A 14,794-nucleotide genomic window follows, 5' to 3' on the forward strand; every position below is an offset into this window, starting at 1 on the left:
CCGATCCCCATCACGCAACGCCGCACCCAACGACTTCACCACCACCGTCACCACACCCTCCCCCGGCACAAACCCATCCGCACCCGCATCAAACGGCCGCAGGGCATTGGAGGGGGAGAACGACCGGAGTCGCGCGCCCAGTTGGAAGTACTGCGGTGACATCGCCAGGTGCACGCCGGCGACGATGGCCTGCTCGCACTCGCCGTCACGGATGCTCCGCACCGCCGTGTGCAACGCGACCAGCGACGACGAACACAACGTGTCGATCGTCATGCTCGGCCCATGCAGATCCAGAAAGAAACTCACCCGGTTGGCAAGGATGGCGTTGTGGTTGCCCAGCCCCGCCGCCGTCTGTACGACGTCCCCGACCACCATGTCGCGGTAGTGCTGGTAGCTGGCGCCCACGAACACACCGGTGGACCGCTGGGTGTCACCCGCCAGGCCGGCGTCCTCCATGGCCCGCCAGGCGGACTGGACGAGATGGCGCTGCTGGGGGTCGATCCACTCCGCCTCGGCGGGCGACAGCCGGAAGAACCCGGCGTCGAAGTCGGTCAGCCCTTCGACGAAGCCGGCTCGCCTGAGATAGACGGTGCCGGGCTTGCCCTCCGTGCCGTAGTACGAGTCGATGTCCCAGCGGGACGCGGGTACCTCGCTCAGGCAGTCGACGCCCTCCAGCAGTACCCGCCACAGCTCGTCGATGTTCGCGGCGTTCGGAAACACCCCGTCGAAGCCGATGACTGCGATGTCGTGCAGGTCCTCGTCACCGCGCACCGGGGCGACGGGCGGCTCGACCACCTGCGCCTGCGCCTGGGCAGGGCCCCGAGCCGCGTCCAGGGCCCGCGCCGGCTCCGGGGCCGAGGCGGGCTCGGGGTGTTCCTCGGGTGTGGCGGCCCGCGGAGCACCGTCGGTGCCCGGGGAGCTCGGGCCCTGGAAACTCGCGTCCGTGGAAGCCGCGTCCGGGGAACTCGCGTCCGGGGAAACCTCGTCGGCGGGCGCCGCGGTGACCTCGTACTCCTCCTTCAGCTCGGCCGCCAGGCGATCGACCGTGCCGACCTCCAGGACCAGCGTCACAGGGATGTCCACATCCAGCTTGGCCCGGATGTCCTGGGCCAGCGAGACCGCGAGCATCGAATCGAGCCCCTGCTCCTGAAGCGGCCGGTCCGTCTCCAGCTCGTCGACGTCCAACTCCAGGGCGGCTGCGACCCACTGGGCAAGGGCCCCGTCGAGACCTCCGGCCGCCGGGCGGCCGGGGGCCGGTACGGGACGAGCCCCGTTGGACCCGCGCGCCGGGGTCGGGGCCGGGGCCAGGGCCGGCGATGAAGCCGTCGGGGCACGGTGACCGTTGCGCGAGTCGCCTCCCGTGGCCTCCGACGACGGCGCCGGGGAGAGCCGCTTCCAGGTGATGCCGCGGGCTTCCAGTACGGGTTCGTCGCCGTCGAGGACCACCAGGCTCGCAGTCAGCAGACCGGAGTCCGGCCCGGTGTCCCGGTCCCGCCGGGCGTACACCCGGGCGGTGTCCGGAATCGGGCCGAGGACGGTGAGCCGCTCGATGGTGAACGGTACGTACAGTCCCTGGGCGCCGCACGCGGCGAGCGCGATCTGGAAGGCACCGTCGAGGAGCCGGGCGTCCACCACTTCGGCGGTCCGCCTGTCCACCGCGTCGGCGGTCCGCGCGTCGGCGCGCAGCACGCCCATCGCCTGCCCGGCCGCCACGGACAGTGTGGACACGGTCCGGAAGCCGGCGCCGTAACTGAGTCCGGCGCGCTCGAACGCCGCGTACATCGCGTCGAGGGCGACGGCGGTGAGGCCGTCGGTGGTGGCCGGAGGGGTGAGTGTCGACTGCTCGGGCCCGGTCACCTCGCCGGTGCAGACGAGGGCGCCGGTGCCGTCGCGGAAGGCGACCGCGGCGTTGTCGCGTTCGCCCGTGAGGGTCGCGGGGGCCTCGACAGCCGCCCGGAAGGTGAGATCCCGCAGGCCGAACCGGTCCTGGCCGATGAGCTCGGCCACCTTGCCGGGGTACCCGGCGCCCGGCAGTGTCGGCTTGCCGAGCACCACGTGCTCGGCGGCCTCGGGGTGTTCCGTCCACATGCTCTTCGTACGGCCGGACGCGCCGTCGTGCACGGGCGCGTCCGGCTGCTCGGCGGGTTCCAGCCAGAGGTACTTCTCCGCGTGCGGCGCGGTCGGGAACCGTACGCCCGCCCGGCGCCGCCGCCCGGCGGGCAGGGTCGCCCCGGCGACGAAAGCGCGGGCGGCCTCGGCGAGAGTCTCCCTGCTCGCTCCGGCGTCGATCGGCTCCGTGGCACCGGTCGCGGACGCCACCCCCACGTGCAGGGAGCGAATGTCGGTGACCCCGGCCAGGAACAGCCGCAGCTTGTCCTCCAACTGCTCGACGCTGTCCGCGACACAGGCCAGCCGGTGTGCCGCGGCGGGCCGTCGCCGGCTCGCCTCGCTCAGCTCGTCCAGGGACGGGCAGTACGCGGAGCGCAGCATCAGCACGAGCCGCTGGGCCAGGGTGCGCAGCGCCTCGTCCGATCCCGCCGAGAGGATCAGCAGCCGCGGACCGGGCTCCGTACCGTCCGGTGCGCCGACGGGTCCCGCCTCGACCACCGCGTGGGCGTTCGCCCCACCGAAGCCGAAGCTGCTGATGCCCGCGACGCGCGGGCCGCTGCCCCACGGCAGCGGCCGGTCGGCCACGAACAGGGGCGAGCCGTCGAAGTCGAAGGACTGGTTCGGGGTGCTGAAGTTCAACGACGGCGGGATGTGTCCCGCCTGGAGCACCAGGATCGTCTTGATCAGTCCGGCGATGCCCGCGGCGGGCTCCAGATGACCGATGTTGGTCTTCACCGAGCCCACCGCGACCGGCCGTCGGCCGGCCGGCTCGCCCAGGACCGCGTGCAGGGCTTCGAGTTCGACGAGGTCGCCCAGCTGCGTTCCGGTGCCGTGCGCCTCGACGTAACCGATGTCGGCCGCCGTACGCCCGGAGCCGGCCAGCGCCTTGCGAAGCACCGCTTCCTGGGCCGGTCTGCTGGGTGCCGTGAGGAAGCCGGCGCTTCCCCCTGTGTGGTTGACGGCGGTGCCTCGGATCACGGCGAGGACGGGGTCGCCGTCGCGTTCGGCGTCGGCGAGCCGCTTGAGGACGACGGCGCCGGCGCCCTCTCCTCGTACATAGCCGTCGGCGGCGTCGTCGAAGGCGCGGCACGCGCCCTGCGGGGACAGCATCCCGTTGCGGGCGAAGGAGCGCGTCTTGGTCGGGGTGAGAACCAGGTTCGCGGCCCCGACCACGGCGGCGTCCACGTCGCCCGCCCGCAGATGCATGGCGGCTTGGTGCAGGGCGACGAGGGAGGACGAGCAGGCCGTGTCGACGGTGAAGCTCGGCCCCGACCAGTCGAAGACGTGCGAGAGCCGGTTGGCGATCATGGAGGCGGCCGTGCCCGTGGCCACGTGCGGGTCGCGGTACCCGATGCTCCGCGCCACGATCTCCGGGAAGTCGCTCGCGATGGCGCCGATGAAGACACCGGTGGCGGCGCCGAGGGACATGTGGTCGTGGCCGCAGCTCTCCAGGGCCTCGGCCGTCACACTGAGCATGGTCCGCTGCAAGGGGTCCATGCGGCGGGCCTCGCGGTCGTTCAGTCCGAAGCGGGCGGCGTCGAAGTACTCGACACCGTCCACCCAGGCCATCGGCACATCGTCGGCGGCGCCTTCGGACCACAGGTGGGCCCAGCCGCGCCTGCCGTCCGGGGCGTGCCGGACACTGGACACCCCGCCGACGAGGTTCTGCCAGAACTCGTCCGGTGTGGCGGCGTCGGGGAACCGGCACGCCATGCCGATGACGGCCAGGGCGCCGTCGTCGGCCGGCCGGGCGGACGCCGCGGGCACGGACTCGGTCGGCGCGGACTCCGTCGAGACGGGCTCCGCGAACGTCGACGCAACGGGGATCGAAACGGCAGAGGTCGACACGCCAGGGGTCGACACGCCAGGGGTCGACACGGCAGGCGTCGACACGGCAGGCGTCGGTTCGGCGGGCGTCGGTTCGGTGGGCGTCGGTTCGGCGGAGACGGTCACCACGGGCTCGGGATCGGCCGACGCCCGTACGGTGACGGCGTCCTCGGTCCCCGGGTCGAGCAGCCGTACCACGCCCTCCGCACCCAGCAGCCGGGCCAGCTTCACCGGGGTACCGGAGGCGAAGATCGACGGGGCGGTGAGGGTCGCACCCAGCTCACGGCCGAGCTGTACCGCGGCCAATGTGACGTTGACCGAATCGCCGCCCAGGTCGAAGAAGTTGGCGTGCACGTCGAAGGCGGGGTGGCCCAGCGTCGCCGCGAACACCTCCGCGATCGACTCCGCCAACGCCTCCACCGTCACACCGGTCACCGACGACTCCGAGGGCTCCACGGACTGGGCCGGTGTCGCGGCGGGCCCGGGAGCAGAGCGGATGATGGTGTCCCTCGTCGGCAGCGGCAGCTTGGCGCGCGCCACCTTGCCGTTGTCGGTCAACGGCAAGGCGTCGAGGGCGACATAGGCGTCGGGCACCATGTAGCCGGGCAGGTTGCCGCCGACGAACGCGTCGAGCCCGGACTTGGTCGGCGTACCGTCGCCCACCAGGTAGGCGGTCAGCCTCGGTTCGCCGCGTCCCTCGAACCGCGCCGCGACGACCACGGCCGCGGTGACGCCCTCGAACGTCTCCAGCACCCGCTCGATCTCCGCGGGCTCGATGCGATTGCCGCGCACCTTCATCTGGGCGTCGCCGCGCCCGAGCCACTCGATCGCGCCGTCCGCGTGCAGACGTACCTCGTCACCGGTCCGGTAGAGCCGGGCGCCGGTCACCGGGTGGACGATGAAGACGTCCTCCGTCAGATCCGGCCGGCCGGCGTAGCCACGGGCGAGTCCGGTGCCCGAGAGGTACAGCTCGCCGGTCGCTCCCGCCGGGCACCGCTCCAACTCCGCGTTCAGGACGTGGAGTTCCATGTTCGGCAGGGGTTCGCCCAGCGGCAGGAAGGTGCCGACCGAGGTGACCTCGTGGCACGAGGCCCAGATCGTCGCCTCGGTCGGGCCGTACAGGTTCCACAGCGCACGGGCCGGTCCGTGCAGACGCTCGGCGGTGGCCGGCGGCAGGGCCTCGCCGCCGGAGAGCACGGTGAGCTCCGCGTGCGGGGTCCAGCCGGTGCCCAGGAGCAGCCGCCACAGACTCGGTGTCGCCTGGGCCATGGTCACAACGCCGGTGAGTTCGGCCAGTCGGGACGGGTCGCCCGCTGTCTCACGGGACGCCAGGACCACCGTCGCGCCGACCGTCAGCCCGAGGAACAGCTCCAGCAGGGAGATGTCGAAGGCCACGGTGGTGTGTGCGAGCACGGTGTCGTCGGGCGAGACGCCGAGGCGTTCGCCGATCCCGGTGAGGAAGTTGGCCAGCGCCCCGTGCTCGACCTCCACGCCCTTCGGGCTGCCGGTCGATCCGCTGGTGAAGAGAAGATAGGCCAGGTCGGAGGCGTTGACCTGGGGCGGCAGCGCCTGCGCCGAACCGTCCGGCTCGGGCACGCTACGCGCGTCGCCGAGCGACATGCCGAGGGCATGCGTACGGGCGTCGGTGAGGATCAGGTCGCACCGCGAGACCTCCACGTACCGCCGCAGCCGCTCCACGGGGTATCCCGGGTCCAGGGGCAGGAAGGCCGCCCCGGCCCGCAGGATTCCGAGCATGGCGGGGAGCAGTGGGAGGTCCCGCTCCATCAGTACGCCGACCACAGAACCGGACTCGATGCCCTGGTCGTGCAGGTGGGCGGCGATGGCGTCCGCCCAGGCGTCCAGGCGGGCGTAGTCCAGCGCCCGGGCGCCGCTGCGGACGGCGGTGGCACCCGGTCGGTGGGCCACCGTGGCCGCGAACAGGTCCAGTACCGTCCCGGCCGCCGACCCGGTGGCGGAGCCGTCCGGCCGCGCCGTGACCGGCTCCGGGGAGCGCCCCTCGGGACGTGTCGCGGGGTCCGGATCGGAGTGGGGCTTCTCGACGTCGGGCTCGACGTGGGGCACGGCCTGGGACTTCTCGGCGTCGGGCTCCTCGGCGTGGGGCTCCTCGCCGTAGAGCAGGGCCGTCAGGACCAGGTCCTCGACCTGCTCGGTGAACTCCAGCGCCTCGTCCTCGCCCATCGCGGTCTCGCGTACGAACACGGTGGGCGGACCGTCCCGCAGGCACAGCAGTGCGATCTCGGTGTGCGGTTCGGCGGACGCCTCTTCCCCCGCGCCGCGGTCCAGCACCATGACGCGGGTGAAGCTCGGCTCGTCGGAGCCGAGCGGGCGGCCGGCCAGGCCGAGCCGGAGTTCGAGGTCGCCGGCATAACCCCGGCGGACGGCCGCCTCGTCCAGCTTGTCCCGCAGGGACCGGGTGGTGTCGCCGTCGAACCGTACGGGGAAACGCGCGGCCGCGATGCCATGGGTCCGCTCCGCGAGGACCCGCGCGGCAGCGGGCGACCAGGCGAAGTCGAAGGTCCGCTCGCCGGTGCGCTCGGCCACGACGGTGAGGAAGGCGCGGACGACCGCGACGGCCTCCTCCCGCGAGCCGGGGGTGAAGGCCAGCTCATAGCGGCCGTAGTGGGCCGCGGCGGCGGAGAAGTCATCGGCGGGCAGCGGGGCGGGGCGCAGCCCCTCCAGCCGTGCGCGCCACCACGGTTCGTGTACCCGCAGCGCCTTCTGGGCGGCGGCGATGTCCGCCAGCCGCTCCGCCGAGACGGCGGGCAGCGGCGAGCCCGGGGTGATGCCGAGCCGCTGCGCGGCGGCCTGGCCGCTCAGCGCGCTCCCGTCGACGGCGGTGCAGTCGCTCAGCACGAGGTCGGCGTCCGGCGCGGCCAGGGTGATGGCCGACGTGGTCACCGACAGCACGGTCGTCTCGGTACGGGGGTCCTCGCGCGGGATCAGCCTGACCTGCCGGGTGAAGACCGCGCCCTGCTCGGTGACGAGGGTCGGCACCCCGAGCGGGTTCGGGAAGGAGCCGTAGTCAAGGGCCTTGGAGAGCCGAACGGCCTCGACGGCTGAGGTGCCGGCGTGGATGAGTCCGCCGGACGCCATCCGGGCGGACCGCCGGTAGAAGCGCCGCTCGCGGTCGCTCGTGTCGACCGGCTCGGGCAGGGTTCGCGCCACCACATGCGGTACGAGATCGGCGAAGAGCGCCACGCCCACCTCGGCCGTCTCGTACGTCAGCGACAGGGCGGTGGAGTGGTCGCGTACCGGGAACCAGCGCTCCAGCAGCACACTGCCCGCGTCCACGGCCTCCGTCATCCGGTGCCAGGTCGCCGCGTGCCGGGACGCGCCCTCGTACAGCGCCCAGGCGGGAACGTGGCTTCCGGAGTAGCGGGGCAGCGGCCCGTCGTGGAAGTTGATCGCGGCCGTTGTCGGCAGGTCGAGGATCGCGGCGGGCAGGATCCGGAAGTTGACCATGCTGAAGAGGTAGTCGAACGGCTGCGCCGAGAGCGTCGCCGACAGATCGCCGCCCGGGTCGAGTACGGGTATCGCGTGCACGTCCGCCCAGGCCGCCACGGCCGGGTCGTCGCTGAGGACTCCCTCGATCCGGACGCCCGCGTCGAGGAGTTGTGCGGCGCACTGGGTGAGGACCCGGGTGCCGCCGATGATGAAGCAGTTGGCCGCCATGCTCACCTCGTGACCTTCCCGGTCTCGGAGGTGTGCGTGCCGTTCTCGGTGCTCGCGGCGGTGTCCGGGCTCTCCGCCGTCTCGGCGGAGACCCAGGAGTCGATCTGCGAGACGACCTCCTCGTCGAGCGAGAGCTGCCCGGGGGTCCAGAGCGGGTTGGACAGGCCGCGGTGGGTCCGCTCGCACATCTCCCAGTCCTCGTAGTTCGCCTTGTCCCACAGCGCGAACACCGCCTCGTGGGAGAAGTCGGTCTTGGCGGTCTCGGAGGGGTGGAAGAGCCAGAAGTGCCGGACGAAGCAGGTGCCGGGGCTTTCGGGCCAGACCCACTGCATCATCACGTAGTCGGCCGTGAACCCGAACAGCAGATTGGGCAGGATCGTGATCCAGTTGATCTTCTGCCGGTCCGCTTCGGGGACCAGCCCCATCGGTGTCCGGTCGCTGCGTCCCGTCATGGAGACGGAGTTGTAGGCGTTGCGGATCGACTGCCACGCCCCGACGATGTCGCCCTTGAGGTCGTAGGTGCCGGCGTCGTCGAAGTCGGTGATGCGGTGCAGGTCCTTGTGGGCCGTGGGGAAGTGCAGGCTCTCGTTGACGTTGTGCGCGACGAGCTTCCAGTTCGAGGCGACCGGGTAGTCCTTCGCCTCGACACACTCCAGATCGGCGAGCTCATAGACGCGCGCGAACTCGCCGAACTCGCCGAGTGAGGCGTCGAGATCGGGGGCGTCGTCGGACAGGGCGATGAACACGACCCCGAACCGGATCTCGGTCCGCACCGGCAGCAGACCGTTCTTCTCCTTCTCGAAGAAGTGGTCCAGGTAGGTGCCGTTGAGGCTCTTGAGCTTGCCGTTCCGGTCGTACACCCAGCAGTGGTAGAGGCAGACCAGGCTCTGCCGCTTGCCGGTGGCCTCCTCCACGAGCTTGTAGCCCCGGTGCCGGCAGTAGTTGTGATACGCCTGGATCCCGTCGTCCCCGTGGATGATCAGAATGGACCCGGTGCCGATGTTCAGTGTGACGTAGGCGCCCTTCTCCTTCAGCCGGGAGACATGGTCCACCGGGAGCCAGCGTCGGCCATAGATACGGGACATCTCCCGGCGGTACTGCTCCTCACCGGTGTAGAACTCGTGCGACCTGCCGATGCCACCCGTCTCGAAGTACGGCCTTTCATCGCCCTGGTCACTGATGAGATCGAACATGCTGGACGCACGCGTCATCTTCTGGTCTCCCTCAGAGGGTCAAGCGCCTGGAATGCGGTGCGGGGATTACCGAGGGCGTCGGGGCCCGCGAAAGGCCGCGCCGAGCCCCGAGAACGGTGGGACTGCGTGATGGGTGATGGCGGAGAAGCGATACCGGGCCGGCCCGGGTGAGGCGCGGGGGCCCGGCAGACGAGCGGGCGGCTGCCGAACGGATACGGACAAGCGAGCCGTTCGTCTTCGAAGGGACTTCGGGGACGACGCACGCGGAGCGCGCACGACTCTCCGGGTGAGGGGTGCGCGAAGCACCGGTGTGGGGCCGGTGACGGCACGCTCAACTCACTGCGCCAGGCGCGGTGCCCTGGCCGGGGCAGGTGCGGCGGGAACCGCCGGCCGCTATCCGGCCGGGTCGTAGATCCGTTTGTCCTCCGGCACACCGGCGGAGTCGTAGAGCCGCTCAAGGGCGTCCGGCGCGTAGACCTCGTAGTCCGGTACGACTCCGCCGATCAGGCCGAGCATCTTGTTGGTCCACTCCTGGGTGGCGCTCATCGCGGACATCGTCGCCTCGAAGAACGGCGGGAGTTCGGTGAGTTCGCCGAGCGTCGTCGTGAAGTCGTAGACGCCCGCGCTCTCCTCGTCGCGCAGCTTGTTGTACTCGGCCAGCGCCTCTTCCATCGGCCGCTCGCCGGCGAGGCCCTGGTGGACGCGCTCGGCGAGGAGTTCACCGTGGATGAAGGCGTCGGAGATGCCCCACCCGGTGTAGGGGTCCTTGTGATAGCCGGCATCGCCGACCAGCGCCCAACCGGGGCCGTGGGAGCGGCGATAGTAGTTGTCCGGGTAGCGCATGGGCTTGAAGGCCTCTTCACGCCTGCCCTGCTCGCGCAGTTGCGCGCCCATCTCCGGTGCGACGTCGTCGAACACACGCTGGAAGCAGGCCTCGACGTCCTGGCGGAACTCCTTGAGCTGGCGCTTGGTGCAGATGACGGCGAGCATGTTCACATCGCCGTTCGTCGGCCAGGTGCCGAACCATCTCTCGTTGAAACCGGTCTTGTGGTGCAGACCCCAGTCGAGACCGGTGTAGTACGAGTAGTAGATGAAGCCCGCGGCGGGGCGGACGTTGTACAGCTCCGCGCCGACCTTCTTGGCGACCGTGGAGTGAAAGCCGTCGGCGCCTATGACGACGGTGGCACGGAACTCCCGCTCCGGCCCGTCCCCTTCACGCCCGCGGATGCCCGTCACACGGCCGTCGGTGAAGACCAGATCGGAGACGGTGAACCCTTCGATCACCTCGGCGCCGGCCCGGCGGGAGGCGTTGACGAGGATCTCGTCCAGCACGTTGCGGCGCGGGCAGTAGATGGCGTCGATGCCGTCCACCGGGTCGGCGAACCCGTTGAGTTCTATGCCTCGGTAGGAATAGTTCATCTTCCGCAGCGCCGGGGTCTTGGCCGCGATGATCTCGTCGAGCAGACCCCACTCCTGGAGCCGCAACAGTCCCGCTTGGTGGATGTAGTGGGTCGACACCGCGTCGCTGGGGAATGAGGCCCGATCCACCACGAGGACGCGGTGCCCCTGTCTCGCCAACAGCATCGCAACCGGCGATCCGGCGCAGCGTCCGCCCACAACGATGACGTCGTACATACGATCCCCCATCAAATTAGGTGTGAAGTACTGACGCACCGCGGTCAGCGGCAAGAACACGATGCGGAGGGTATGAAAATCGACAGATGAAGGTCAAGTACTGGCAATGATGGGGCAATGCGCGAGCATCGACATCTCGCCAGTCGAATGATCCATTCCGCCCAACTACCGCCCTGTGTAACCCATTTCGCCCCCCTTCATCCGATCAAAAGTGTGGCGTGCATCACACCCCTATAGGGGTTCGATTCCGGCCAGCCACTGCAAAGGATTCAGCCCTTCCGGTAAAGCAAAGTTTTAGTGCTGAACTAAAATAACGACCCGGGCGTGAGCGGCTTCCTGAATAATTGACAAGGCCGTAGGTTTCATGAGCATGGCCACGTGAATTCCCACGCCACGGCCATGTGCCACCGCGCCCACACCCCACTGCCCCTGCCGCGGCCGAGGCGGCGTCGGCCATACACACCGCGCGTCCGCGGACCGCGAGGCTCCCCGGTGGCCGGAATTTCCTCCACGAGCCCGTTGGCGACCGCGAACACGGCTCCGTGGCCGGCTAGGGCGTGTTGTGCCCCCATGGACGCAGCTTCTCCGGGTTGCGGACCGCCCAGATCCGGGTGACGCGCCCGTCGGAGACATCGAACGAGGCTACGGTCATGACGGCGCCGGCACGAAGAGCCACCAGGCCGGGCACACCGTTGACCGACCGCTCCAGGAGTTCGAGTCCCGGAGCCTTGTCGGCGATGGCGACCATGTACTCGGCGATGCGCACGCCGCCCTCGACCGGGCGCAGGACGGTGCCGACCATCCCGCCGCCGTCGGCGGTCATCACGGCGGCCGGGTTGAGGAGACCGACGAGGGCCGCGATGTCCTTGGTCTCCCATGCCGCTTTGACGTGCCTCACCACATCGGCACGGCCGGCCGCCGTCACCGGAGCGCGCGCCATGCCCAACCGCCGCCGGGCGGAGGACGCCAGCTGCTTGCAGGCCGCGGGGGTCCGGTCGAGAACGGCGGCGATCTCGGCGAACGAATACCGGAAGACGTCGTGCAGGACGAACGCCACCCGCTCGGCGGGCGTCATCGACTCCAGGACGACGAGGAAGGCCATGGTCACCGACTCGTCCAGGACGATCTGGTCGGCGGGGTCCACGGCGCCGGCGGGGTCGGCGCCGCCCGCGTGGTCCCACTCGGTACGGTCGGGCAGTGGCTCGGGCAGCCACGCGCCGACATAGCGTTCACGGCGGGCCCGCGCCGAGCCGAGCAGGTCCAGGCAGATGCGGCCGGTCACCGTCGTCAGCCAGGCCCCGGGGGACAGGATCTCCTCCCGCCGGCTCCGCGGCAGCGCGTACCAGCGTGCGTAGGCGTCCTGTACGGCGTCCTCGGCCTCGGTCACCGAACCGAGCAACCGGTAGGCGACATTGATCAGTTGGCGTTGCTCACCGGCTATGTGCTCCGCGCCGGCCCCGACAGTGCCCATGATTCCGGCCGCCCCTCGCCTTACCTTTCGCAGGCCCGCGTCGTCGGGCTGGTGAGACCTTATCGATCTACTGCCCGAGGGCGGACAAGGGGATTGTGACATGGCCACTCAGGAGACAGTGACGGCGGGCGCGCGGGGCGGCTCCTCGTTCCTGCGGATCGCGATCGCCCTGCAGACCCTGACCCTCTTCCTTCAGGCGGTCTCCGCCGGACTGCTGCTCGCCTCGTCCTACGGAGAGACACTGCACAGTGCCGGAGCCCGTGTGATGTACGGGGCGTCGATGCTGTACGTGCTCGCGGCGGTGTTGGCGTGGAAGCCGGGCGGCGGCTCGCCCCGGCCCGTCCTGCACGCGTCGGGTTTCCTCGTACTCGCCTCGGTCCAGGTCGTGCTCGGCATCGCGCATGTCCCATCGGTCCATGTTCCCCTGGGTGTCCTGATGTTCGGACTGAGCGTGCTGGCGCTGGCCCGGCGCTGAGGTCCGACACGGCGCCCGCCCGGATCGGCTCGGCCGCTTCCCGCGAAGCAGCCGGGCTTCGGTGCCGCCCGCCCGGCCACGTAACCCACCTGGTTTGAGGGAAACTTGCGCAGGCTCCGAAGCCTCTGGATGAACAATCGCGTCCCGCCGTTGAACATTCACTGACCAGCCTTTTCGCCGGGCCCGCCGGTCCCGACCATGGGAAGTCGTCCATCTCCACGACCTCCTAACGAAGGACCGCCGTGCCCCGCCTGAGACCCGTTCTGGCCACCCTGCTGGCCGCGTTCGTGGGGAGCGCCTCGCTGCTCCTCGCCCCGCCCGCACAGGCCGCCCCCAGCGACGCCGACCTGGCCTACCGCTGGGCTCCCGTGCACTACCAGGACAGTTCGGCGAACTACTACACCGCCGACTACCTGGCGCCGGTGAACTACGACGGCGACTGGAACACCCTCAACAACTGGGACAACCTCGACGCCAACACCACCCGGCTGACCGGCACCGTGTACTACTCGGTGGCGGAAACCGCGACGCACTGGTACATCACATACGCGTTCTTCCACCCCCGGGACTGGAAGGACTACCCGCTGAACCTCTTCTCGCACGAGAACGACATGGAGGGCCAGGTGGAGGTCGTCCGCAAGGACGGCGGTCAGTACGGCACCCTCCAGGCCGTCGTGACGCTCGCCCACGACAACTTCTACTCGTACACCCCGCCCGGCAGCCCCTTCACCAGCGGCCGCGAGAGCATCGACGGCTCCGTGGTCATGCAGAACCACGACGGTGCGGCGCACCCGACGAGCTTCCAGGAGGCGCGCGGTCACGGTGCCTACGCCTGGAACGGCGGCGAGTTCCCCGGCGGCGACGGCATCGTCTACAAGCCGAGCCGCACCGGGGGCTCGGTCCCGACGGGCGGCAACGACCGCGACGCGCGGTACGGACTGGTCGATCTGACCGCCTCCGACAGCCTCTGGGGCCGTCGCAACAACGCGGAGACATACGCCTCGTGGGGCGTGTTCCGGGGCGACAACGGCAAGGACAACTCGGCGCGCGCTCCGTGGACCTGGGACGACATGAACGATGGCAGTGACCTCCAGGCGGGCGCGCTGGTGACGGACCCCGCGTACCTGGTCTCCAAGTACTTCGGCAACACGGGCGATCTGAGCCTGACGTACCTGCGCAACCCCTACCGCGGCTGATCCCCGGCGAGACGGTCGGCGGGCGAACCGCCAGGAACAACGACGGGCGACGGGGCGTGAATCCGTCCCGTCGCCCGTCGGCATTCCTCCGATGTCCCGCGCCGTCCTCTGCCGTCCGGCGGTCCGTCGGCGGCCATCACCGGGCGGCCTTGACGAGCGGCCATCAGGACGTGTGGCCGGGTGGCGTACCGAGCCAGCGGTGATAGGCGTCCACGTCGACGTTACCGCCGCACACGATGGTGACGACATGCCGGCCGGCGAAGCGGTCACGGTCTTCGAGGACCGCCGCGATACCGAGCGCGGCCGATGGTTCCACGACGAGGCCGGCATGGTCGAGGAGCATCCGCATACCGGCGATGATGGATGCCTCCTGGACCAGGACGGCGTCATCAGCGACCAGGAGGAGGTCGTCCAGGACGGCCGGGATGGGACGCCGGCCGGCGACGCCGTCGGCGATGGTGTCGGTCGATTCGGTGGTGACGACACGCCGCCCGCGCCACGAGCGCGTCATCGCCGGTGCGCCCAGCGGCTGAACGCAGATCACCTCGACGTCGGGTGCCGATGTCTTCAGCACATGCCCGACGCCGGTGGCCAGCGCCCCACCGCCGAGAGCGATCAGCACGGTGTCGAACGACGGTGCGGTGCCGACGAGTTCCAGGCCGATGGTCGCCGCGCCCTCGCAGGTCTCGATGTCCAGGCTGTCTTCGAACAGCCGGACACCGTCGTACCGCGCGATGGCCGCCGCCCGCTCACGGGCCATCTCATGGTCGCCGTCCACCAGCTCCAACCTGGCGCCCAACGCGCGGATACGGTCGAGCTTGACGGCGGGCGCGGAGCGGGATGCCACGACGGTCACCTCAAGCCCCCGTCCGCGACCAGACCAGGCGAGTGCCTGGCCGAGGTTGCCCGCGCTGGCGCACACCACGTCACGCGAACCACTGTCGGCGAGCAGGCTCGCGAACAGCTCGGTACCGCGAGCCTTGAAGCTGCGCACCGGGTTCGCCGTTTCGAGCTTGATGCTCACCGCGCACCCGAGACCGGGCTCCAGCGCCTCGCAGCGGTACAGCGGTGTGTCGAGGAAAACCGGGTCGATCACCCGGCGGGCCGCCCGGATCCGAGCAGTGTCAAGACGCGTCTCCAGCACAGCCGGCAGTCTACGCCCTGTCTGACAAATCCCGCCTGGCTCGCGACGCCT

General features: G+C 70.4%; 7 protein-coding genes. 2 read left to right on the forward strand and 5 right to left on the reverse strand.

What is annotated here, in order from left to right; translation table 11 throughout:
* The 4 genes from M1203_RS33160 to sigJ form a co-directional block, all read right to left on the reverse strand.
* Nucleotides 1-7,629, reverse strand: a 7,629-nt coding sequence (locus tag M1203_RS33160) for an amino acid adenylation domain-containing protein (protein ID WP_249953657.1), incomplete at its 3' end; no start/stop codon positions are given.
* Nucleotides 7,630-7,631: 2 nt separating this feature from the next.
* On the reverse strand, nucleotides 7,632-8,840 hold the full coding sequence (locus tag M1203_RS33165) for an SRPBCC family protein (protein ID WP_249953554.1): 1,209 nt from the start codon (nucleotides 8,838-8,840) through the stop codon (nucleotides 7,632-7,634).
* Nucleotides 8,841-9,215: 375 nt separating this feature from the next.
* Complete coding sequence (locus M1203_RS33170; protein ID WP_308404943.1) at nucleotides 9,216-10,469, reverse strand: NAD(P)/FAD-dependent oxidoreductase; 1,254 nt, start codon at nucleotides 10,467-10,469, stop codon at nucleotides 9,216-9,218.
* A 538-nt stretch (nucleotides 10,470-11,007) separates the two neighbouring features.
* On the reverse strand, nucleotides 11,008-11,928 hold the full coding sequence (gene sigJ, locus M1203_RS33175) for an RNA polymerase sigma factor SigJ (protein WP_249953556.1): 921 nt from the start codon (nucleotides 11,926-11,928) through the stop codon (nucleotides 11,008-11,010).
* Nucleotides 11,929-12,028: 100 nt separating this feature from the next.
* On the opposite strand from sigJ, the gene M1203_RS33180 reads away from it, so the two are divergent.
* Nucleotides 12,029-12,403 (forward strand): hypothetical protein, encoded by a 375-nt coding sequence (locus M1203_RS33180; protein WP_249953557.1) that lies wholly within the window; start codon nucleotides 12,029-12,031, stop codon nucleotides 12,401-12,403.
* A gap of 242 nt (nucleotides 12,404-12,645) precedes the next feature.
* The gene (locus tag M1203_RS33185; protein WP_249953558.1) at nucleotides 12,646-13,599 is read left to right on the forward strand and encodes a hypothetical protein; all 954 of its coding nucleotides are present in this window, start codon (nucleotides 12,646-12,648) and stop codon (nucleotides 13,597-13,599) included.
* A gap of 163 nt (nucleotides 13,600-13,762) precedes the next feature.
* Here the strand turns inward: M1203_RS33185 and M1203_RS33190 are convergent, their stop codons facing one another.
* Nucleotides 13,763-14,743 carry a threonine/serine dehydratase gene (locus M1203_RS33190; RefSeq protein ID WP_249953559.1) on the reverse strand — a complete coding sequence of 327 codons (981 nt, stop codon included), beginning with the start codon at nucleotides 14,741-14,743 and terminating at the stop codon, nucleotides 13,763-13,765.
* Nucleotides 14,744-14,794 lie beyond the last annotated feature (51 nt).

It is taken from the genome of Streptomyces sp. 35G-GA-8 (assembly GCF_023534745.1).
Lineage (GTDB): Bacteria > Actinomycetota > Actinomycetes > Streptomycetales > Streptomycetaceae > Streptomyces.